Source organism: Desulfoluna sp. CYM3A (assembly GCF_056829965.1).
On record NZ_CP186556.1, the window covers coordinates 5,422,786 to 5,442,160 of the forward strand.

21 protein-coding genes are annotated in these 19,375 nt (G+C 55.4%); 11 read left to right on the forward strand and 10 right to left on the reverse strand.

Features of this window, described 5'->3' with window-relative positions; translation table 11 throughout:
* The first annotated feature begins 345 nt into the window (after positions 1–345).
* On the forward strand, positions 346–903 hold the full coding sequence (locus ACOYW1_RS27420) for a hypothetical protein (protein ID WP_482420484.1): 558 nt from the start codon (positions 346–348) through the stop codon (positions 901–903).
* A gap of 356 nt (positions 904–1,259) precedes the next feature.
* Here the strand turns inward: ACOYW1_RS27420 and ACOYW1_RS27425 are convergent, their stop codons facing one another.
* The 7 genes from ACOYW1_RS27425 to ACOYW1_RS27455 form a co-directional block, all read right to left on the reverse strand.
* Positions 1,260–2,507 (reverse strand): cobyrinic acid a,c-diamide synthase CobB, encoded by a 1,248-nt coding sequence (locus ACOYW1_RS27425; RefSeq protein WP_482420485.1) that lies wholly within the window; start codon positions 2,505–2,507, stop codon positions 1,260–1,262.
* Positions 2,459–2,668 (reverse strand): nucleotide-binding protein, encoded by a 210-nt coding sequence (locus ACOYW1_RS27430; RefSeq protein ID WP_482420486.1) that lies wholly within the window; start codon positions 2,666–2,668, stop codon positions 2,459–2,461. Before ACOYW1_RS27430 ends, ACOYW1_RS27425 begins: the two co-directional genes overlap by 49 nt.
* 65 nt (positions 2,669–2,733) lie before the next feature.
* The gene (locus ACOYW1_RS27435) at positions 2,734–2,982 is read right to left on the reverse strand and encodes a dissimilatory sulfite reductase D family protein (RefSeq protein ID WP_180138187.1); all 249 of its coding nucleotides are present in this window, start codon (positions 2,980–2,982) and stop codon (positions 2,734–2,736) included.
* 84 nt (positions 2,983–3,066) lie between these two features.
* Positions 3,067–4,227 carry a dissimilatory-type sulfite reductase subunit beta gene (dsrB, locus tag ACOYW1_RS27440; RefSeq protein WP_482420487.1) on the reverse strand — a complete coding sequence of 387 codons (1,161 nt, stop codon included), beginning with the start codon at positions 4,225–4,227 and terminating at the stop codon, positions 3,067–3,069.
* Positions 4,228–4,239: 12 nt separating this feature from the next.
* A complete protein-coding gene (gene dsrA / locus ACOYW1_RS27445; protein ID WP_482420488.1) occupies positions 4,240–5,616 on the reverse strand; it encodes a dissimilatory-type sulfite reductase subunit alpha in 1,377 nt (458 codons plus the stop codon).
* A 593-nt stretch (positions 5,617–6,209) separates the two neighbouring features.
* Entirely contained in the window at positions 6,210–7,340 is a 1,131-nt protein-coding gene (locus ACOYW1_RS27450; RefSeq protein WP_482420489.1) for a hypothetical protein, read from the reverse strand.
* A 94-nt stretch (positions 7,341–7,434) separates the two neighbouring features.
* Positions 7,435–8,058: a tetratricopeptide repeat protein gene (locus tag ACOYW1_RS27455; protein WP_180138195.1), complete on the reverse strand. Its 624-nt coding sequence runs from the start codon at positions 8,056–8,058 to the stop codon at positions 7,435–7,437.
* Positions 8,059–8,450: 392 nt separating this feature from the next.
* Between ACOYW1_RS27455 and dapA the strand changes: the two genes are divergently transcribed.
* Complete coding sequence (dapA, locus tag ACOYW1_RS27460) at positions 8,451–9,488, forward strand: 4-hydroxy-tetrahydrodipicolinate synthase (RefSeq protein WP_482418575.1); 1,038 nt, start codon at positions 8,451–8,453, stop codon at positions 9,486–9,488.
* A gap of 163 nt (positions 9,489–9,651) precedes the next feature.
* Here the strand turns inward: dapA and ACOYW1_RS27465 are convergent, their stop codons facing one another.
* Positions 9,652–10,446 carry a YkgJ family cysteine cluster protein gene (locus tag ACOYW1_RS27465; RefSeq protein ID WP_482420490.1) on the reverse strand — a complete coding sequence of 265 codons (795 nt, stop codon included), beginning with the start codon at positions 10,444–10,446 and terminating at the stop codon, positions 9,652–9,654.
* A 218-nt stretch (positions 10,447–10,664) separates the two neighbouring features.
* On the opposite strand from ACOYW1_RS27465, the gene galU reads away from it, so the two are divergent.
* The gene (gene galU, locus ACOYW1_RS27470) at positions 10,665–11,525 is read left to right on the forward strand and encodes a UTP--glucose-1-phosphate uridylyltransferase GalU (RefSeq protein ID WP_482420491.1); all 861 of its coding nucleotides are present in this window, start codon (positions 10,665–10,667) and stop codon (positions 11,523–11,525) included.
* Here galU and ACOYW1_RS27475 read toward each other — a convergent pair.
* Together ACOYW1_RS27475 and ACOYW1_RS27480 are read right to left on the reverse strand one after the other, a co-directional pair.
* Positions 11,518–12,147: a lytic transglycosylase domain-containing protein gene (locus ACOYW1_RS27475; RefSeq protein ID WP_482420492.1), complete on the reverse strand. Its 630-nt coding sequence runs from the start codon at positions 12,145–12,147 to the stop codon at positions 11,518–11,520. The two genes, galU and ACOYW1_RS27475, sit on opposite strands and share 8 nt — an antisense overlap.
* Positions 12,148–12,201: 54 nt before the next feature.
* Complete coding sequence (locus ACOYW1_RS27480; protein ID WP_482420493.1) at positions 12,202–12,588, reverse strand: hypothetical protein; 387 nt, start codon at positions 12,586–12,588, stop codon at positions 12,202–12,204.
* A gap of 334 nt (positions 12,589–12,922) precedes the next feature.
* Here ACOYW1_RS27480 and ACOYW1_RS27485 point away from each other — a divergent pair, with 334 nt between their 5' ends.
* The 8 genes from ACOYW1_RS27485 (at position 12,923) to ACOYW1_RS27520 (ending at position 19,356) form a co-directional block, all read left to right on the forward strand.
* Complete coding sequence (locus ACOYW1_RS27485) at positions 12,923–13,198, forward strand: hypothetical protein (protein WP_482420494.1); 276 nt, start codon at positions 12,923–12,925, stop codon at positions 13,196–13,198.
* Positions 13,186–13,539 (forward strand): hypothetical protein, encoded by a 354-nt coding sequence (locus tag ACOYW1_RS27490; protein WP_482420495.1) that lies wholly within the window; start codon positions 13,186–13,188, stop codon positions 13,537–13,539. The genes ACOYW1_RS27485 and ACOYW1_RS27490 overlap by 13 nt, the downstream gene beginning before the upstream one ends.
* 3 nt (positions 13,540–13,542) lie before the next feature.
* A complete protein-coding gene (locus ACOYW1_RS27495) occupies positions 13,543–13,761 on the forward strand; it encodes a hypothetical protein (RefSeq protein WP_482420496.1) in 219 nt (72 codons plus the stop codon).
* Positions 13,762–13,902: 141 nt separating this feature from the next.
* Entirely contained in the window at positions 13,903–14,070 is a 168-nt protein-coding gene (locus ACOYW1_RS27500) for a hypothetical protein (RefSeq protein WP_482420497.1), read from the forward strand.
* Between the two features lie 732 nt (positions 14,071–14,802).
* Complete coding sequence (dnaN, locus tag ACOYW1_RS27505) at positions 14,803–15,621, forward strand: DNA polymerase III subunit beta (RefSeq protein ID WP_482420498.1); 819 nt, start codon at positions 14,803–14,805, stop codon at positions 15,619–15,621.
* A complete protein-coding gene (locus ACOYW1_RS27510; protein WP_482420499.1) occupies positions 15,618–15,989 on the forward strand; it encodes a hypothetical protein in 372 nt (123 codons plus the stop codon). The genes dnaN and ACOYW1_RS27510 overlap by 4 nt, the downstream gene beginning before the upstream one ends.
* A 6-nt stretch (positions 15,990–15,995) precedes the next feature.
* Positions 15,996–18,413: a DNA topoisomerase (ATP-hydrolyzing) subunit B gene (gyrB, locus tag ACOYW1_RS27515; protein WP_482420500.1), complete on the forward strand. Its 2,418-nt coding sequence runs from the start codon at positions 15,996–15,998 to the stop codon at positions 18,411–18,413.
* A 166-nt stretch (positions 18,414–18,579) separates the two neighbouring features.
* Complete coding sequence (locus tag ACOYW1_RS27520; RefSeq protein WP_482420501.1) at positions 18,580–19,356, forward strand: response regulator; 777 nt, start codon at positions 18,580–18,582, stop codon at positions 19,354–19,356.
* Positions 19,357–19,375 lie beyond the last annotated feature (19 nt).

Here is a 19,375-nt window from a genome sequence, read left to right on the forward strand (position 1 = left end):
CACAGCAAACGCACAGCAAGTCATGACAGGAAGTGAGACCGTTGAAGAAGGATGTAAAGATCAGGGTTCATTTCAAACCCGGTAAATCGAAAAGAGCGTGCAAACCTCTCTCCCTGCTGGGAGATCTCATTGAATCTGAGCGCATGGAACTGGCTGTCCAGTCCATCATGGCCGAAAACCTCTACCATATCCATGAAAAGAGCCAGAACCGCAGCGTGGCCCTCATGAGCGGCCTCATCCAGAACCGCTGCGACAAAGGCTGGGTCTGGATCAAGGGCGTCATCGGCAAAGGCCCCATGGACAGAAGGAAAGCGCATCTACTGGCTGGAAAACGACGGATGGGCTGTGGAGAGCACCGACCTTCCCGGGTCTGTCCTCACCGATCCCCACGGGGTCCTCGTCATGGACGCGGTCATGTACCGAAAAGAGATGAAGCTCAAGGCCGTTACCACCCGAAAGGCCAAGCAGGTGACCCAGTGGCTCCTCAAGCAGAAGAAAAAACGCGACTCGGCCATGAAGGGTAATCAGCCTGCACCGGCCCAGCCCGTGGCCAAGGCCCCCGAGGCTCAGCCGGTCCCTGCTGCTGCCGTATCACCCAAGGCTGCGGTTGAAGCCGCACCTGCTCCTGCGGCGGAAAAGCCTGCACCGGCGGCCCCTGTAGCAGAGCCCGCCACCCCCAGTGACAGCGACCTGGACAGCGTGGCCGCAGAGCTTGCCGTCATGGGTGCCGAAGACAAAGGGGCCTTCAAGGACCGCCTCATGGAGGTGATGGCCGAATTCAAAACCCAGGGCCTCACCCAGACCCGCATCGCCACGGCCTTTTTAAAGGCCAAGGTCCCCACCCGATCCGGCCGGGGTACCTGGAATCCCCGCATGGTTGGGGATATCTTCAAGCAGGTTTAATGTCCTGCTAAAAGGCCCCTTGGGCTTACCAGGCGCCGGAGGGTGCACCCAGCCCGCCCGCACGGGACATGCCGTTTTTTAAACAGGTGTTCCCATGTGCGGGTGCGGCTTCCGCACCTTCCGGCGTGATGGCCGGTCATCCCTTGATCCCGCCCCACAAGCACACAAATCCCTCAAAAAAAATATCCATCGAGATCTCCTTGCGGGCATACGCCTGCCGTAACCTTACAGATACAACCCGTCGACATAGTGGTTTAATGAAAGAGCCTACGTGCGCGACGGCACCGCTTTCTGTGGAAGGTGGCGAGGCAATGGGGGTGGTCGTGCTCCGGAGCGGGCCGCATCAGCCGGGATTGTTAAGATCGATTTTTGTATTCTAAGGCTTTGGAAACAAAGGAGGGTGCCCAGGCAGGGGTGCCCAAGGCGTGGATGTGGGTGTAGGTGGCCAGGGCGTTGTACCTGGTAATGCCGTCGGCCTTGTCGGCCATGCCCGTGCCCCGTGCCATGGTAAAGGCGGCGTCATTGTCTTCCCGGTCCCATCGGGTGATTTTGGAGTAACGGAACTCATGGCCCTTGATACGGGTTCCCACCTCAAAAAAGGGATTCTCCCCGGTGATCTCGGCCACCACGTACCCATGTCCCTGGGGCCTTTTGGACACGGAAAAGGAGAGGGGAAACAGACCGGTCATGGGGTGGATCTCTCCATCCACTTCGAGCTCTTCTCCCATGTAGATCAAACCGCCGCACTCGGCGTAGAGAGGCATACCCTCTTTGATGCGGGCAAGAAGGCTCTGGCGGAAGCTCACATTCTCACCCAGCTCACGGGCGTGGGTCTCGGGAAATCCCCCGCCGATATAGACCCCGTCAAGCTCGTCGGGGAGCTCGGTGTCCCTTAAGGGGCTGATCATCACCACGCGGGCGCCTTCGGCCTCCAGGGCTTCGATGTTTTCCGGGTAGTAAAATTGAAAGGAGGCGTCGCGAATCACCCCGATGACAGGTCGATCGTCGGTACCTGCGGCCTCGACCTCGGGGACTCTGACGATGCGCTCAAAGGGCTCGGCTGTTTCCGCAAGGGAGATGATACCCGGCACGTCCACATTATCCCGGATAATGGTCTCGGCGTTTTTTACGGACTCAAAGGCCCAGTCGTGTTCAGGGGTGGGAACAAGGCCCATGTGCCGCTCGGGGAAATCATGGGTCCTGAGCTTGGGCACCGCCCCGATCACCTTCACACCGGTATGGTATTCGATGTTGTTGATCAGGTTGTTCTTGTGCCGCGGGCCTGCAATGCGGTTGAGGATCACCCCGCCGATGGTAAGCTCCGGGTCGAAGTGGAGGCATCCCAGGACGGCCGCTGCCATGGTGCGGGTGCTCTTGGAGCAGTCCAGAACGAGGACCACGGGTGCCTTGAGAAGCTTTGCGGTTTCTGCGGTGCTGGTCTTGCCGTCGATGTCGATGCCGTCGAAAAGGCCGCGGTTGCCTTCCACAATGGCGATGTCCGCGCCCAGCTTGGCTGAATTGGCAAGGTAGGAGGAGACCACGGTGTCGTGGTCGATCAGGTAGGTATCGAGGTTGTAGCAGCATTTCTCACCAGGGAGAGCCACCCGGCATCGATGTAGTCGGGCCCCTTTTTAAAGGGGGCAACCTGTTTGCCAAGACTCCTCAGTGCAGCGGTGATGCCAATGGTCAGAATGGTTTTCCCTGATCCACCGCGAAGCGCGGAAATAAAAAGGCCTGGGATACTGCTGATTCTTTCAGATTTCATCAATCACTGCACTTGGGAGTCTTAGACAAATACGCTGGAAAGCCTGTCAGCGAAACAGGGGAAGATTACTCTTCGCCTTCTGCGCCGGCCTGCTTGCCCTGGCCTTTAAGACCGATCATGGTGGTGGAACCACTGGACCAGTACTCGAGAACTTCGTCTTTTACGAGGGCGTTCACGATATTCTTTACGGCGCGGGGCTTCTCATCGGGGAAGAATGCGTAGAAATCCTTCAAGTAGAACTTGGACTTGGATTTGGACTTCTTGGTCAGTTTCTCGATGATGACCTCTTTGGCTGCTTCTTTTTCTAATGCCATTGGGGACCTCCAATTTATAGGGCAGGGGACCTGGAGACCAGGTCCCCTGCAAGTTATCCATTTCCATACGAAATGGATGCGTGCTCAGCGTGAATTAGAACTTGAACTGAGTGGTCTGACGCCAAGACTGGTACGCAGCATCGCGGAAGTCATCGATGAGGTGGTGGGTGAAGTCGAGTTCACACACGTCAAAGAATCGCTCCCAACCGATACGCTCAGCCCAGTCACCGAAACGCTCGTACTTACGGGCGCCTTTGGCGTACTGCTCATCTGATCCTCGTCAATGGCTCTGGTCATGGAAGGCCAGCGCGGGGTTTCGTTGGGCAGGAAGGCCACAACAACCTTGGAGAACTTGGGTGCGCTGATACGGTTGGACACCTTACCACCGGCCATGAGCACGATACCGTCGCCTTCGGCGTCGGAAAGGGGCATGGAGGGGCACATGGTGTAGCAGTTACCGCAGTACATGCAACGCTCGTTACGAACCGCTACAGAGTTAACGGTCTCGCCGCTGGGGAGCTCTACCTTGGCGGGCTTGATGGCCGCGGTGGGGCAGGAAGCTACAGCCAGGGGAACCTCGCACACCTTGTCAAGGTACTCGTGATCCAAGATGGGAGGCTTACGGTGGTAACCGAGGATGGCGATGTCGGAGCAGTGAACCGCGCCGCACATGTTGAGGCAGCAAGCCATGGAGATCTTGAGCTTGGCAGGCAGTCTGTGATCCTGGAAATCAGAGAACACTTCGTCCATGGTTGCCTTTACGGTGCCGGAGGCATCGGTGGCGGGGGTGTGGCAGTGAATCCAACCCTGGGTGTGGACGATGTTGGAGATACCGGCGCCGGTACCGCCGATGGGGAACTTGTAAGACCCACCGGGGAATTTGCGCTGGGCAAGATCAGCCTTGAGGGCTTCAACCTTGTCCTTGGAATCCACCATGAACTCGATGTTGTTACGGGTGGTGAAACGCAAACGACCGTCGCAGTGCTTGTCAGCAATGTCGCAGATCTCCTGGATGTGGGTGGAGCTCATGAGACGAGCGCCGCCGCAACGTACGGTGAACACTTCGTCACCGCTTTCAGCCACGTGGACCAGAACGCCGGGCTCGAGGATCTCGTGGTGGCTCCACTTGCCTTTGTTCTTCTTGATAATTTCGGGATAGAACTGGTCGTAATGCTTCGGGCCAATGTCCGTGATTCGACCTTCCATCGGTTTTTCGGGATCGTATCCTGAGGAAATAAAAGCCATGGTATACCCCTCCTAGCGTGCGTGATGCTTTCTGTATTCGTTGATGTCACGGTCCCAGCCACCTTCAACTTCTTCTTCTTTCCAGAAGATGTAGGGGTTGGTACGGGGATGATCGACGTGTACGGCCTGGGGCTCCATGTTGATCTTCTCAAGGAATTTCTGGAGACCCTGACGGATCATCAGCTCGCCGAGACGTTCACGGTTCTTGCCCTCTTCCATCCAGTAATCCCAGACAGACTCGATGACTTCAGTGAGCGCTTCGTATTTCTCTTCCAGGTACTCCATCCACTCTTCTTCGGAGTCGAAGTCGGCCAGCTGCTTGTTCATGGTCTGGTCGATTTCAAGGAAGGGAACCACGAGGGTACCCATCTGAGCGCCGTCAACGATGGGGGCCTTGGCGCCGGCGAGGATGGAAACACCACGCTGCTTACCGACTTTCAGAGCCTTGGGCATAACGTTGATGCAGTGCATGCAACGGTTACACTCTTTGTCGTTGATCTTGAGTTCACCGTTCTCGTACTTCATGCACTCGGTGGGGCACAGGGCGAGTACTTCGGCGTCCAGATCAAATTTACCCCAGTCGCGACCGCTGTGAGCGCCGGCGTTGGCGGGGTTGGTGCCGTCAACGTACTTGGCCACTTCAGCCTGGTCCACCTGGATCTGATCTTTCCAGGTACCGATGAAGGAGAGGTCGGAACGGGCCATGGAGGCCACGCAGCCGTTGGGGCAACCGTCGAACTTGAACTTGAACTTGTAGGGGAACGCGGGACGGTGCAGCTCATCCTGGTACATCATGGTCAGGAAGTAGCAGAGCTCCTGAGTGTCGTAGCAGGCGTATTCGCAGCGGGACTGACCGATACAGTCAGCGGGGGTTCGCAGGTTGGACCCGGAACCGCCGAGGTCCTGATCCATCTCGTGGGTCAGGGTGTAGAAGATCTCTTCCAGCTGAGGCGTGGTGGTACCGAGCAGAACGATGTCGCCGGTAGAACCGTGCATGTTGGTGAGACCGGAACCACGGAACTGCCACAGATCCATCAGTTTACGCAGGTACTCAGTGGTGTAGTACTTTGCACCAGGCTGAGCCACACGTACTGTATGGAAGGAAGCCACGCCGGGGAATTCTTCGGGCTTGTCGCTGTAACGCCCGATGATGCCGCCGCCGTAACCGAAAACACCTACGATGCCGCCGTGCTTCCAGTGAGTGGTGCCGTCCTTGTAGGAGAGTTCCAGAAGACCGAGCAGGTCGTCGCAAGCTTCAGCAGGAATCTGAAAATCAATTCCTTTTTCGTTTTTTGCCCTGACTTCGGCTTCCTGCTTGATGTCGGACACAAAGCTTGGCCACGGCCCGGATTCCAGCTCGTCCAACAAAGGGGTTTCATGCTTTGCCATTGCCTTACCTCCATTGAATAAATAATTTTAACTCAACAAGACGAAATCAAATGAAACCATTTGACTTTGATTGCCAAGTCACTCAAACCTTAAACCTTAAACCACATAAAATAACAGCCAAAACAAACCGTCCCAGCTGCTACTGTCTATGCAATTTCCATTAATCAACTATAATGGCCCTATTATCAAACTCCATGGTATAAAGTTATTGCCTTTTCTTGTCAATAAAAAAGCTTTTTCCCGTGGTTATTAAGGCTTTACATTCCAAAGGCCTTTCAAGGCCTCATGCCCGCGCATCGCCTTCCCGTTAAATTGTGAGACGAGTTAATCTATTGAGACCTATCGATATCTACATCGCAATCATAAAATCGGGTCAAAAACAGACCCCTTCTGCAAATAACACCTTTCAGGGAATATCTCATCGTGTTTCACGGCGAGTCACATCATCGCAGGCTATCTCCCCCCACACATCAACCCATTGATTTCTTATCTCAATACTTACTTTTAAACATAAAAAAAACGGACCCCATGGGGGGTCCGCCTTTGAAGATATGCCTAGCTTTATTCAATTTAAATGAACAAATAAATCAGAATTATTTTCTGTTTTCCTCGGTATTCATCCGCTGGACCGCACGATAAAACGCGGCCCCGTGCTCGGCAGCCTTTGCCGTCACCACCCCCATTTCCGAAGCCCCTGGGTTGAAGGACGAAACCACCCCGCAGGCTGTCTCAACAAAATCTTCCAGTGTATGGGCGACCAGATACCGCCCCACCCAGTCACCGAAGGAGCCCTCCAGGGGCCCCACATCGGTGAGGTGGGCCACCCCGTCGAAAAACCCCTGGAGGGTGGCGGGCACGCAGTGATCTCCCACCCAGGCAACCTCACCGATGCCGTCGTAGCGATCCAACCGGTTCCGCAGGCTCAGGAGCATGAGAAAATAGAGGGCTCCTTCCAGAAGCTCTTCGGCCCCGGGCTCCTCCACATCGGCCATGGGCGTGTACTGCCGCACGGTGATGAGGCGAACCCTAGGGTCTTCCCCATCGATGTTCACCACAAAATCCCCTGCCGCATGGTGCCAGGGCTGCACCAGCTCAAAGGTCAGGGGGTTGTAGAGCCGGGTCAGGATATCGGCGGCCTGACGATACACCGAGGCCTCCTGGTGAGGGGGTAAAAGGACGTGATCGTCACCGGCCCACACCACCACACGGTCTTTCCCGTCTTGGCGGGTCTGGTGAAACTCGTGAAAGCCTTCAAACCACTCCCCGAAAAAAAGGACCACGCGATGGGTGTCCACGTCCACGGCGTCCAGGGCGTACACCTCGGGAAGGGCCGCACTTCGGCAGGAGAGTTGTTTCAAAAGGGCAAACTCCCCTTCGGCGCAGGCTCCCCCTTCGGGGGTCACGGCCAGGTTCACCACCAGGGATCTCTCTCCTGCATCCGAGCACACGGTCATGCGGGCCGGATGGTAAAAATGCCCGTGCTTGAGGATCTCCACATGGACAGATCCCACGGTGGGAAGGGGAGCGGAGAACAAGGCGCGAAACAGACCGGTTCCCCTGCCTGCGGCTTCTTTTTCAAGGACGGTCTCTACGGCACGGACATAGTGGCCGTAGCACAAGGTCGCTTCCCCGCAGGTACGGTCCGCGGGCAGCGGGGTGGCAAGGACTGCTTCATCGATCTGACCGCCGCGGCTGTGACCGGGCAGACTCCAGGTAATCTTCATGGGTTGCTTCTTCATCAAATTCAGGTTGCAGGGCAGGTATTTGCCATAAAAAAAGCCCCCTGCAGTGTGTGCAGGGGGCCTTGAATCCGAGTGCTTAGCTGCGGTGGGGTTCCACCTCTTTCAGCAAGGCCTCAGGCACCTCGTAGCCCATGGACTGGGCTATGTCAAAATGCTCAATGGCCTTGGCGTACTCTTCCTTTTCAATATAGGCGATCCCCAGGTTGTGGTGGGGAATGGGAAAATCAGGCTGGACCTCAAGGGCCTTCTTGCTGGTGGTGATGCTCTCGTCCACCAGGCCCTTCATCAGGTAGGCGTTGGCCAGGGTGGTGTACGCCTGGACAAACTTGGAGTTGTGCACAATGGCCTTCTGAAGGTTCTTGATGGCCTCGTCCACGTTGCCGCGCTGCAGCTCAATGAAACCGATGTTGCCGTACCCAACGGCAAACCCGGCCCGGGACTTGGTGGCCAGCTTATTATAATAAAGGCAGCCCTCCACGTCTTCACGCTGCAGGGCAATGCTGCCGAGCATCACATAGCCTTCGGCGAGGGTGGGACTGCATCCCACGGCCTCGTTGAAGCTGGCTTCGGCTTCATCATATTTTTTCAATCCCATCAGAGCCACGCCCAGGTTGTAGTGGCTGTTTCCGCAATCGGGATTTCCGGCAATGGCATCCCTCAGTTGAGCAATATGTTCTTGCGCGTTCTTCGGCTTTTGCATGATCCCTCTTTGTCTGGTAACCCATCAAAAACGAGAAGAAACCCCAAACCGGGCACCCCTCGCTCAGAACCGGGTATTTTTTTTATGTCACGGCCAGAAAAAAGTGGGCACACCCCCTTATATAAAGGTGCAACCCGCCTCTTCGGTTTCTTTTTTTTTAATAAATTCACAAACTATAACGCCCTCCCAAGGTTGTCAAATCAAATCGAAAGGGTCTGGCCCCTTTCATGCGAAACAGGTTCCGGTGGGGATCCCAAACCAACAAAGGTAGGGGCCTTCCCCTTGAAATCAAGCCTTTGGTATTGACACACCATTCTTTTTTTTTATATTTTTCCAAGGTTTGTAATCTTTAGCCACCTTACAGTCACATTTGCGAAGCCAGAGGTAAGACAATGAAAAAAGGCTGCTACACAGCACTGATCACCCCTTTTAGAAATGATCTTGTGGACTACGAGGGCCTCGAAAAACTGTGTCGCTTTCAGATCGAAAACGACATCACAGGAATCCTGGCCGTCGGAACCACCGGCGAGAGCCCCACACTCGCTTGGGACGAACACAACAGCCTGATAGAGATTATTTCCAAACAGACCAAGGGGAAATGTTTCTGTATTGCGGGCACCGGAAGCAACAACACCAACGAGGCGCTTTCAGCAACACGGCACGCCGTGGAAGCCGGTGTGGACGCGGTCCTCCTCGTGGACCCCTACTACAACGGCCCCAGCTCCCTTGAGATCAGAAAAGAGTATGTCACCCCCGTGGCCCGGACCTTCCCGGACATCACGGTGATTCCGTACATCATCCCCGGTCGCACCGGCGCCCAGATGCTTCCCGAAGACATCGCCCTGCTTCACCGGGAGTGCCCCAACGTCTCAGCCGTCAAGGAGGCCACGGGCAACCTGGACAACATGAAGCGCACCCGCGAAGTCTGCGGCCCCGACTTCAACATCTTCTCGGGAGACGACGCCCTGGTGGTGGAGATGATGACCGACCCGGCCATTGCCGCCTCCGGTGTCATCTCCGTGGCCTCCAACATCGTACCCGGGCCTGCCTCCAAGCTCATCAGGCTTGTGGCCGAAGGCAAGATGGATGAAGCCGAGACCCTGCACAAGGCCCTCACCCCGCTGTTCAAACTCACCAGCGTGGTCACCATGGAGGAGACCCCCTTCGGCGAGGTCAAGTGCCTGGCCCGGAACCCCCTGGCCGTGAAAACCGCCATGCAGCTCCTGGGGATGCCCTCGGGATCCTGCCGCAAGCCCCTGGGCAAGATGACCCGCAAGGGACTTGACGTGGTGGTGGGCTACCTCACCGAGGTGATGGACAACAACCCCGAGCTCCTGGCTCCGGTGGAGTCCTTCTTCGGGGTGGATATCAAGGCCCGCCTCACCGACAAAGCCCTTCTGGAGAGCCTTGTCTACGACGAGACCTATTAACGGCCCCCTGAAGACTTAACTGCACAAAAAAAGCCGGCTCCCTTTGGGAGTCGGCTTTTTTTATGAACAATAAACGGTATCAAAGGCCTTTTACCTGAAAAGTTATGAACAATTGACCCTTTTTTATCAAAACAGCCTTAAAAAAGGCTGCCATCGTCCCAGACTATGCCGGGTTCTTCGGCTTGAACAGCTTATCCTCGTTTTCCTTTAAGAAAAAAACGTCCTTGAGCCAGAGAAAACCAAACTCAAGCAGCGCCAATTCGTCGGTCTTCATCTTTTCGATACGATCTTGATCCACCTCGAATTTGTCGAGAAAAGGGCTCTCAAAGACGAACCGCTTGAAGGCATCCAGGTTGTAGCAGGCCATGAAGAACATCTCTTTGGCCTTGGGGGTCCACTGGATGTTGGGGGGAAAGCTGCGCTTCCGGACGATAAGATCTGCCCAGCCCGCGTTGATCTCGTCGTGAATGTCCACGCCCTGGTCTTTTCGCCAGGAATCCACGGTCCACTCCTTGGCCTCTTCAAACCCTTTGCAGTGGGGCTCGTTGACGAAAAAGAAAAAATCCTTGTCGTCGTCACCGCCGTCTTCGCCGTGGCTGAGGTTGCCGACCCCTAAGGGGTAGTAACGACAGGTGGTGGGGCGGTCGTCGTAGACAAGGCAGCCTTCGTCCCGCACAAAGGGACAGGACCGGATCTCGTCATCGAGAAGTTTCAGGGTCACCACGGGAAGGTCGGTTTTTTCAAACAGCTGGGGCTCGGTGTAGATGGCCAGAAACTCTTCGGACGGAAGTTCCAGCTTGTTTTTCAGGCGAATGATGTCGTAGGGGGTCAGGATGATATCGATCCCCCGGCAGCATTTGGTGAAACAGCTGACACCTTTGTGGCATTCAAATTGAAAACCGGAGCTGCGTCCCAACCGCACCGGTACGATGTCTGCCTTTTTTTCAGATTCACTCATATTGATCGCTCCTCACTCCTTCTATGTCAAAAACACGTCCCATATGTGTTTTTAGTTCCCAAAAAAGGAGTAACATAATAATTTCACTCCGGTTTTACAATAAAAATTTACCGACACCCCTTGATTTCGGACGCCATTCACCGTATAACAAAAAAGTCTCACTACCCGCCGTCGTCTACTCACAATTTCACAACATCAAACCATCAGGATTCGACTCTATGAAAATACGAAAAGCGGTGTTTCCAGTTGCCGGTCTCGGCACACGATTCCTTCCGGCAACCAAAGCCCTCCCCAAAGAGATGCTCCCCGTGGTGGACAAACCCTTGATTCAATACGCCGTGGAAGAGGCCCTGGCCGCCGGCATCGAGCAGATCATCTTTGTCACCGGCAGGGGCAAGGAGGCCCTGGAAGACCACTTCGACCACTCCCACGAACTGGAGTCTAGAAGGACGGGCAAGGACCAGACCCTGGAACTCATGGAGGCCCTGGTCCCTGAAACCGGAACCATTATCTACACCCGTCAGAACAAACCCCTGGGACTGGGTCATGCCATCTGGTGCGCCCGGGACGTGGTCGGCAACGAGCCCTTTGCCGTCCTCCTTGCCGACGACCTGGTCAAGGCAGAAAACCCTGTCCTCTCCCAGATGATGAAGGCCTTTGACGACACCCAGTCCTCCATGGTGGCGGTGATGGAGGTGGACCCGAGCCAGACGGATAAGTATGGCATTGTGGATGGCGCCAGTGAAAACGGCAGCCTCATCCGAGTGCAGGGCCTTGTGGAAAAACCCGCCCCGGAGTCGGCCCCTTCCAACCAGGCCATCATCGGCCGCTACATTCTCACCCCGGAGATCTTCGACCTCCTGGAAGCCAAAGAGACCGGTGCCGGCGGTGAAATCCAGATCACCGACGCCATGGAAAAACTTTTGACCACCCAGGACATCTACGGCTTTCTCTTTGAAGGGACCCGTTTTGACTGCGGGGACAAGGCAGGCTTTCAAATGGCCAACATCGCCTACGCCATGGACAACCCGGAGATCAAGGGCCGCCTCACCGCCTACCTCCAGACCCTCCTCAACTGATCACCCCGGGCGAGGGGGGAACGACCTTCTCGCCCCACCCTGTGCTGATGCCTTTAATCAATGGCTGCTGATCAGAATGAAACGTTTCACTTTGGCGGCGTTGGGCCCGGGTCTCGGCAATGGGCGGGATGCCCTTGTGATGTCTGACGGTGGTGGGACCTGCGTTGTAGGCGGCCAGGGCGAGTTTCCGGTTGCCCTTGAAATCGGTGAGCAGGCTCTTGAGGTAAGCTGTGCCCCCCATGATGTTTTCATAGGGGTCATAGGGGTTTTTGATTTTGTAATAGGTGACGTTGTCGGGCATCAACTGCATGAGCCCCTTGGCCCCTTTGGGGGAGAGGGCCCTCGGGTTAAACCCCGACTCCGCGTGAATGACGGCTTTCACCAGGGCAAAGGAAATGCTGTGGGCCTCGGCGGCACGGACAATGATGGCGTCATAGGCCGACGAGCTCCACATTCTCCCCGTTGTTTTCTTTTTCTGCCCCCCCATGGGCCGTGCCCCCATGAGGTCGATCTGGCGGGCGTCCGGAGAATCGGTATAGCACAGGGTGCCCGAGGCGTTCCTGTAGATATAGATGTCGGCCTCCGCAGCGGTCCATCCCATGACCACCCACAACACAATCATCCACCGACTCCGCGCCATACCGCCCCCCTGTACCAAATTGGACCTTCATTTGTGTCACGACCCGATGCTGTTGTACCGTCCCCGTTTTTCCACAAGGGTTTTCCGGACCACCCCCCCTGTAAATGAAGGGTGTGACAGATACGCCAGGCCGGTTTTGAGAAAGGACCCTGTCACCTCGTCAAAGACCCTCTCTTTGTCAGACGCCGCAATAAAATTGCGCTCCAGCCGTTTTTCATAGCGCGCTGTGGTTCCCCCCAAGGCCTTGGTCAACTCGGAAAGGGAAAGGCCCACGGCAGTAGCCTCGGTCTCGGTCACTTCGAACTCAATGGAAAAAAGGGCCGTCACCACAAAGGCGTCTTCGCTGATCCTTCGGGACGCATCTTCAAGTATCAAGGTGAGGCCGTTTTCAAGTTTCATTGATTTTACACAGTTTTTCGTCATCGTTAAACTCCATTTTTACATCGGCTATGGGGCTGTCCCCCCTGGTATGGGGCCTTTTTCACAGGTTGGATGCGCCCTTTCTTCCATTTCTCAATAATGGGTTCACAGCGCAATCCGTAAACGAGGTATACGGGGCAGCCCCCTTAAAAATCAAGATATAATGCCTTGTTTGGCTCCAGTATTCACGATATAAAATGCCTTTGGGCCGCCTGGAAAGCCCTTCTTTCCGGTGCCCCTCATCAACCCGGCCCCCTTTTTGTTACACCCCTTGTGCACAGGAAACGATGCCGCCGGGTTATCAACACAACCAACCGACACCACGAAGGACTACCCTATGGGATTGTTATCAGCCACCCAGACCATCGCCCGATACCGGGTGGAGGGAAGCTTCTCGGAAAACCCCACCGAGCAGGTTCGCAAAGGGCTAAAAAAACAGATCATCACCGATATTGACAACGAAGCCCAGGACATGGCCGTGGGCTGGACCTCCTTTGAGGCCCCCTATACCCCCGATTTCGACGACGCCACCTTTCAGATCGGCACCCACTACGTCTTTGGCATGCGTATCGACAAAAAGTCCATCCCCACCTCGACATTGTGCAGCAGGTAGCCATTGCCTCGGCCAAACGCCTGGCTGAAAGCGACCGGGAGTTTTTGTCGAAAAACGAAAAAAGCGAGATCAAAGAGCACGTCATGAACGTCCTCACCATCCGCATCCCGCCCACGCCCAACGTCTTTGACGTGGTGTGGCAGTACGAGGAGCAGGAGGTGTGGCTCTACTCCACCCAAAAGGCCGCCAACGAAGAGTTCGAGACCCTTTTCAACAAAAGTTTTTCCGGCCTGAAACTCATTCGCCTGTTTCCCTACACCCAGGCCGACCTGACCTTTTCCCTCTCCGACACGGACCGGGACCGCCTCTCGTCCATCACCCCAGAAGATTTTACGGAGTAACCCATGCTCGACATCGCTGTCTTATACAACAAATACAAATTCCTCGGCCATGAGTTCCTCACCTGGCTCTGGTTTACCCTGGAAAATGACCCCGAGCGCCTCAAGGACGACGAGGGCATGCCCGTACAGCTCACCGTGGGCAACCGTATCGTTCGGAGTGATCGGGAAGCGAAGGCACCGGAGGAGGCGTTACCATCAACGGCGAGAGCAACGCAGACTTGAAGCGAGGCAGAAACCGCCTACCCGGAAGGGGTCCTGTTACCTAAACACCCCCGTGGACAAAAAGGGGACCTAGGCTGGACCTTTACCCTTAAGGGCGAAAATTTCAACATCACAGGCCTGAAAACCCCTGAGACGCCCCCGGTGGAATCGGGCGATGAAACCGAAGGGGCCGTCATCGACAAGCTCTTTCTCTCCCGGGAGATTGTGGACCTTACCGGGGGACTCTTCCGTGACTTTGTGCGGCTGCGCATCTCCGAGGCCTGGAAAAAAGAGACGGTTCCCGCCATCAAGGTCTGGTTAACATCTTAGAAACAAAAAGGTTTTTCTTATTGTTCATAACCTGTTCATAACCAAAACCCCCTGTATATACAGGGGGTTTACACGAATATCCCAAGGGGTGCGGTCTTCCGCGCCCCTTTTTTGTTGTCCAAAACCGGTTCACGGATTGTTCAAAACCTGCAGGGTTATCAACAATTTTTAAAAACCTGTCAAAAAGCAGGTGCTTTTCAACAACGCTTTAGACCGAATAAATCCGTTTTTTGACATTTTTATCTTCTTTTATTTAAGGCTCTTACCCTACTTATGTCACTTATCAACACCCTTTATTATGATGATCTTTTATAAAAAATTAAAAATAAGAACATACCCCCTACCTATTCACACTTCCTGTCCCTGAAACACACCCAACATAAAAAGGCAGCCGGAAAGGCTGCCTTCACACATTCCGCATAATGAAAACGGAAAGAATTTTTAAAAAGTTAGACCACTTTCCAAACACAGACCCAAAAGCCCCCCAGAAGATCCCCAAAAAAGGGGTAAATGACTTTTTTTTATATTGATAATTTCGGTATAACTTACTATGACATAGGGGGTGATCAGGTCCTGGACCCCTTCATTCACAAACCGAATCGTTGAATCCAAACCCCTTGATTGAACGACCTGATCCCAGTCTCGACCACACCCCGGCTGCACCTTCGGACACCAGTACCGGTTGCACCGACCATCGAACCACGGATTCAGCATGAAACTTTGGAAAACCTCATGAAATTCAAAATAGCCAAAAAAGATATCTCCACCATTCTTGGACGGGTACAGGGGATTACAGGACGTAAAAGCAACCTGGCCATTACCGCCAATGTTCTGATCAAAGGGGAAGGCCAAGGCATCTCCTTTGTGGCTACGGACCTTGAAACAGGGTTTGAAGGACACTACACCGCGGATGTGGAGCGGGAAGGCGCCATCACCATCAATGCCAAGAAGCTCTTTGAGATTGTCCAGAATTTTCCGGGTGAAGATGTTCTCATCGAAGAGATCGAGCGCCAGTGGATCGAGATCAAGAACAACAACATCGTCTACCATATTGTCGGCATGAGCCCGGACGACTTCCCCGATGTCCCCAGGGTGGACGAAGTGGTCTTTGCCCGCGTCCCCACGGGTGGCGTGCGTGAGATGATCGAAAAGACCGTGATGATCCAGGCACCCTCCGATGAAAAGAGGGCCCACATCACCGGTGTCTGTTTTGAACGGATCCAGCGCGGCGGCCAGAACCTGATGCGCATGGTCTCCACGGACGGCCGCCGCCTGTGCAAGGTGGATGTGGAAATCGGAGAAGACGCCAATTTTGTCCCCGGTGAGAGCGTCATCGTTCCCAAAAAGGGCCTCATGGAGGCGGCCAAGATCCTCGACAAAGATGCAGAGCATGTGGAGGTGGGGGTCAAGGACAACTACCTGATCTTCAAGATGGCCAAGGAGACGGTGATCATCGGGCTCCTGGAAGGGGATTTTCCCGAGTACGAGCAGGTCATCGAAAAAGACGACGCCTTTGACATCGAGGATGAAGCCGAAAGACCTTTTCCATGATGCTCAAGCGTATGTCCATCCTTTCGTCCGACAGCTACAACAGCGTCATCTTCAACTTTTCCGATAACCGGCTGGAGGTGACCGCCACCAACCCGGACCTTGGGGAGTCCAAAGAGGACATGGCCATCGCCTTTGAGCGGGACGAGGTGGAGGTGGCCTTCAACCCCAAATATTTAATCGATACATTGAATGTGATAAACGATGAGCGTATTCTGGTGAACCTCAGACAGCGCCCCCTGCCTTGTGGAAGGGGTGGAAGCGAAGCGCTTTTTGAGCATCATTATGCCCATGAAGATCTGATCCTTTCCCTTTCATCGACACGGCAGGGACGCAGGGGATCAACTCAACACGTGGGCCAAAGGCTATAGAGACGCATGACAGAAGAACAGACCAACAGCTACAACCAAGACAGTATCACGGTATTGAAAGGACTCGAAGCAGTCCGGAAAAGACCGTCCATGTATATCGGTAACGTGGATATCCAGGGGCTTCACCACCTGGTCTACGAGGTGGTGGACAACAGCATCGATGAAGCCATGGCAGGCTACTGCGATACCATTTCCATCGTCATCCACCCGGACAACTCCATCAGCATTGAAGACAACGGGCGTGGAATCCCCACGGGCATGCACGAAACCGAGAACATGACCGCGGCTGAGGTGGTTCTCACCAAGCTTCATGCAGGGGGCAAGTTCGACGACAAGTCTTACAAGGTCTCCGGTGGTCTCCACGGCGTGGGTATCTCCGTGGTCAACGCCCTGTCGGTTTTCCTGAACCTGGAGATCTACCAGAACGGCAAGATCCACCAGATGTCCTTTGCCAAAGGGGAGAAGACCAGCGACCTTAAGGTGACGGGTGAGACCGAAAAACGGGGGACCAGGGTCCACTTCAAGGCCGACACCGAGGTAATGAACGACGACAACTTCAACCTCGATATCCTCACCAAACGGCTCCGGGAGCTGGCCTTTTTGAACAGCGGGATCCGCATCACCATCGAAGACGAGCGCTCCGATGAGAAAAAGGCCTTTCACTATGAAGGGGGCCTCAAGAGCTTTGTGGAATACCTTAACCGGTCCCAGACAGCCCTTCACGAGCCCATCACCTTCGGTGGAGAGCGGGACGGGATCCAGGTGGAGGTGGCGGTTCAGTACAACGACACCTTCAACGAAAAGATCTACTCCTTTGCCAACAACATCCACACCCCCACAAGGAGGGAGCTTCACCTTTCCCGAATTCTAAAAAGGCGCCCTGACCCGTACGGTGAACACCTACGCCACCAGCGACAACGTGCCCAAGAACATGCAGGGCAAGATCTCCAGGGACGACACCATCTGCAGGCCCTCACCGCCATCGTGAGCGTCAAGGTTCCCGAGCCCCAGTTCGAAGGCCAGACCAAGACCAAGCTGGGCAACAGCGAGGTCAAAGGGGTGGTGGAGTCCCTGGTGAACGAAAAGTTTGCCGACTTTCTCCAGGAGAACCCGTCGGTGGCCAAAAAGCTCATCACCAAAGCGGTGGAAGCGGCCCGTGCCCGGGATGCGGCCAAGCGCGCCCGTGACCTGGCCCGTAGCAAGGGCGCCCTCATCGACTCCACCCTGCCCGGCAAACTGGCCGAGTGCCAGTACTCCGAGCCCGAGTTCCGCGAGCTCTTTCTCGTGGAGGGCGACTCCGCAGGGGGCTCTGCCAAGATGGGCAGGGATCGGCGTTCCCAGGCCATTCTTCCCCTCAAAGGCAAAATCCTCAACGTGGAGAAGGCCCGGTTCGACAAGATCTTACGAAGCGATGAGATCAAGAACATCATCACCGTCCTCGGCACCGGCGTGGGCAGCGAAGAGTACGACATCGAGAAGATCAAGTACCACAAGGTGGTGATCATGACCGACGCCGACGTGGACGGATCCCATATCCGTACCCTGCTGCTGACCTTCTTCTACCGTCAGATGCCGGCCCTCATCGAGCGCGGGTACCTCTACATTGCCCAGCCCCCCCTCTACAAGGTGGGCAAGGGCAAGAGCAGCGTCTACTTAAAGGACGAAACCGGGTACCGGGACTTTATCTTCAAGCGTATTTTTGAAAACCGCAACATCACGGCGGGGGGCACCGAGATCTCCGGGGAAGAGCTTTTCAACATGCTCATGGACCTGTCCACCTTTGTGCAGGCCATGGACACCATGGAGCGCCGGGGTTACGACCGCAGGCTCCTCATGGGGGCGCCTCAAAGAGGGCATGATCGACAGAGCTGCGGCGAGCGTGAGAAGATGGAAGCCTTCCGCTGCCGCGTCGTGGACAGCGGATTCGACGTGGGCGATCTGGCCTACAACCCGGAAAGGGAGCGCTACCGCTTCTATGTCAAGGCCGATGACGACGAGGTGACCCTTCACATGGGAGGCACCATGGAGGTGGGGCGTGTGCTCTTCTACTCCTCCGAATACATCGCCGCCGTCACAAGCCTTGCCAAAATCCAGGCTGTCATGGACGGGGAGGTGCTGGTCACCAACAGCGAAACCGGCGAGACGGTCCACACCGCAACAGACCCCTTTGAGCTCTTCGACCTCGTGATGAAGGACGGCAAGAAAGGGATCAACATCCAGCGCTACAAGGGTCTCGGTGAGATGAACCCGGACCAGCTCTGGGAGACCACCATGGATCCCGACCGTCGAACCCTGCTCCAGGTGACCATCGACGATGCGGAAAATGCCGATGACATCTTTTCTCTGCTCATGGGGGAAGAGGTGGAACCCAGGCGGGCGTTTATCCAGAAGAACGCCCTTGAGGTCTCGTCCCTGGATATTTAACCGCAGGTATCCAAAGGGATACGTTTTGTTCTAAAGGGCTCGCGCAAGGTCGCCGGGGTACGATGAAGGGATCACCTTTCTTTGTGTGCGGCAGGTTTTGTCCGGGCCCTTTGGTTTTTTGGGCCCGGCGTGGGATTGGACTTTTTTACCCGAAAAGAGATCAATAATGGCTGAGACCCCCACATATCGAGAACTGGAAAAGAAAATAGCCGCCCTGGAAGCGGAGCTTGACTCCCTGCGCGAAAAAGAGATCTCCCAGGAGCGCAACCGCATCTTCGGGCGCGTGGCCCACGAGTTCAACAACCTCATGATGGTGATCCAGGGGAACATCTCCATCATGCTCCACGACACGGACGCGGATGATCCCTTCCACGAGCGTCTCAAAAACATGGAGCGCTACATCAGAAGCGGAACCCGCCTCACCGAAAAACTCCTCAATGTGGTGGAAAAAAGCACAGACTCCGAGGGCAAGGCCTTTTCGGTCTCGTCCCTGCCGGATGAAAGGGAACTTGCACGTCCCCCGGGCGGTTCTCGCCGCGGCATGGATATCTACCGCCAGGCCTCACCGGAGACCCACCGGGTCCTGCTTGTGGATGACGAAGCCCTTATCCTGGACGTGGGAGCCCAGATGCTGGCCAAGATCGGACTGGACGTGATCACCGCCGAAAACGGGGCCGGAGCCGTGGAACTCTACAAAAGGGAAAAGGGGACCATCGACCTGGTTATCCTGGACCTCATCATGCCGGGCATCGACGGCATCGACACCTACCACCTGCTCAAAGACATCGACCCCGGGGTCAAGGTACTCATCTCCAGCGGGTACCGAAAAGACCAGCGGGTGGAAACCTTCCTCACCGAACCCAACACCGGGTTCATCAAAAAACCCTTCAGCCTCGCCCGTCTCTCCGACGAAGTCCGCAAACTCCTGCGGAGCCCTTCTTAAAAACCGCCTCCGGCGGCCA

Bases quoted from the DNA above. Each gene is read 5' to 3' on its own strand.
- ACOYW1_RS27430 (WP_482420486.1), bottom strand. From the start codon at position 2,668: ATGAAATCTGAAAGAATCAGCAGTATCCCAGGCCTTTTTATTTCCGCG.
- ACOYW1_RS27435 (WP_180138187.1), bottom strand. From the start codon at position 2,982: ATGGCATTAGAAAAAGAAGCAGCCAAAGAGGTCATCATCGAGAAACTG.
- dsrB (WP_482420487.1), bottom strand. From the start codon at position 4,227: ATGGCTTTTATTTCCTCAGGATACGATCCCGAAAAACCGATGGAAGGT.
- dsrA (WP_482420488.1), bottom strand. From the start codon at position 5,616: ATGGCAAAGCATGAAACCCCTTTGTTGGACGAGCTGGAATCCGGGCCG.
- ACOYW1_RS27450 (WP_482420489.1), bottom strand. From the start codon at position 7,340: ATGAAGATTACCTGGAGTCTGCCCGGTCACAGCCGCGGCGGTCAGATC.
- ACOYW1_RS27455 (WP_180138195.1), bottom strand. From the start codon at position 8,058: ATGCAAAAGCCGAAGAACGCGCAAGAACATATTGCTCAACTGAGGGAT.
- dapA (WP_482418575.1), top strand. From the start codon at position 8,451: ATGAAAAAAGGCTGCTACACAGCACTGATCACCCCTTTTAGAAATGAT.
- ACOYW1_RS27465 (WP_482420490.1), bottom strand. From the start codon at position 10,446: ATGAGTGAATCTGAAAAAAAGGCAGACATCGTACCGGTGCGGTTGGGA.
- galU (WP_482420491.1), top strand. From the start codon at position 10,665: ATGAAAATACGAAAAGCGGTGTTTCCAGTTGCCGGTCTCGGCACACGA.
- ACOYW1_RS27475 (WP_482420492.1), bottom strand. From the start codon at position 12,147: ATGATTGTGTTGTGGGTGGTCATGGGATGGACCGCTGCGGAGGCCGAC.
- ACOYW1_RS27480 (WP_482420493.1), bottom strand. From the start codon at position 12,588: ATGACGAAAAACTGTGTAAAATCAATGAAACTTGAAAACGGCCTCACC.
- ACOYW1_RS27485 (WP_482420494.1), top strand. From the start codon at position 12,923: ATGGGATTGTTATCAGCCACCCAGACCATCGCCCGATACCGGGTGGAG.
- ACOYW1_RS27495 (WP_482420496.1), top strand. From the start codon at position 13,543: ATGCTCGACATCGCTGTCTTATACAACAAATACAAATTCCTCGGCCAT.
- dnaN (WP_482420498.1), top strand. From the start codon at position 14,803: ATGAAATTCAAAATAGCCAAAAAAGATATCTCCACCATTCTTGGACGG.
- ACOYW1_RS27510 (WP_482420499.1), top strand. From the start codon at position 15,618: ATGATGCTCAAGCGTATGTCCATCCTTTCGTCCGACAGCTACAACAGC.
- gyrB (WP_482420500.1), top strand. From the start codon at position 15,996: ATGACAGAAGAACAGACCAACAGCTACAACCAAGACAGTATCACGGTA.
- ACOYW1_RS27520 (WP_482420501.1), top strand. From the start codon at position 18,580: ATGGCTGAGACCCCCACATATCGAGAACTGGAAAAGAAAATAGCCGCC.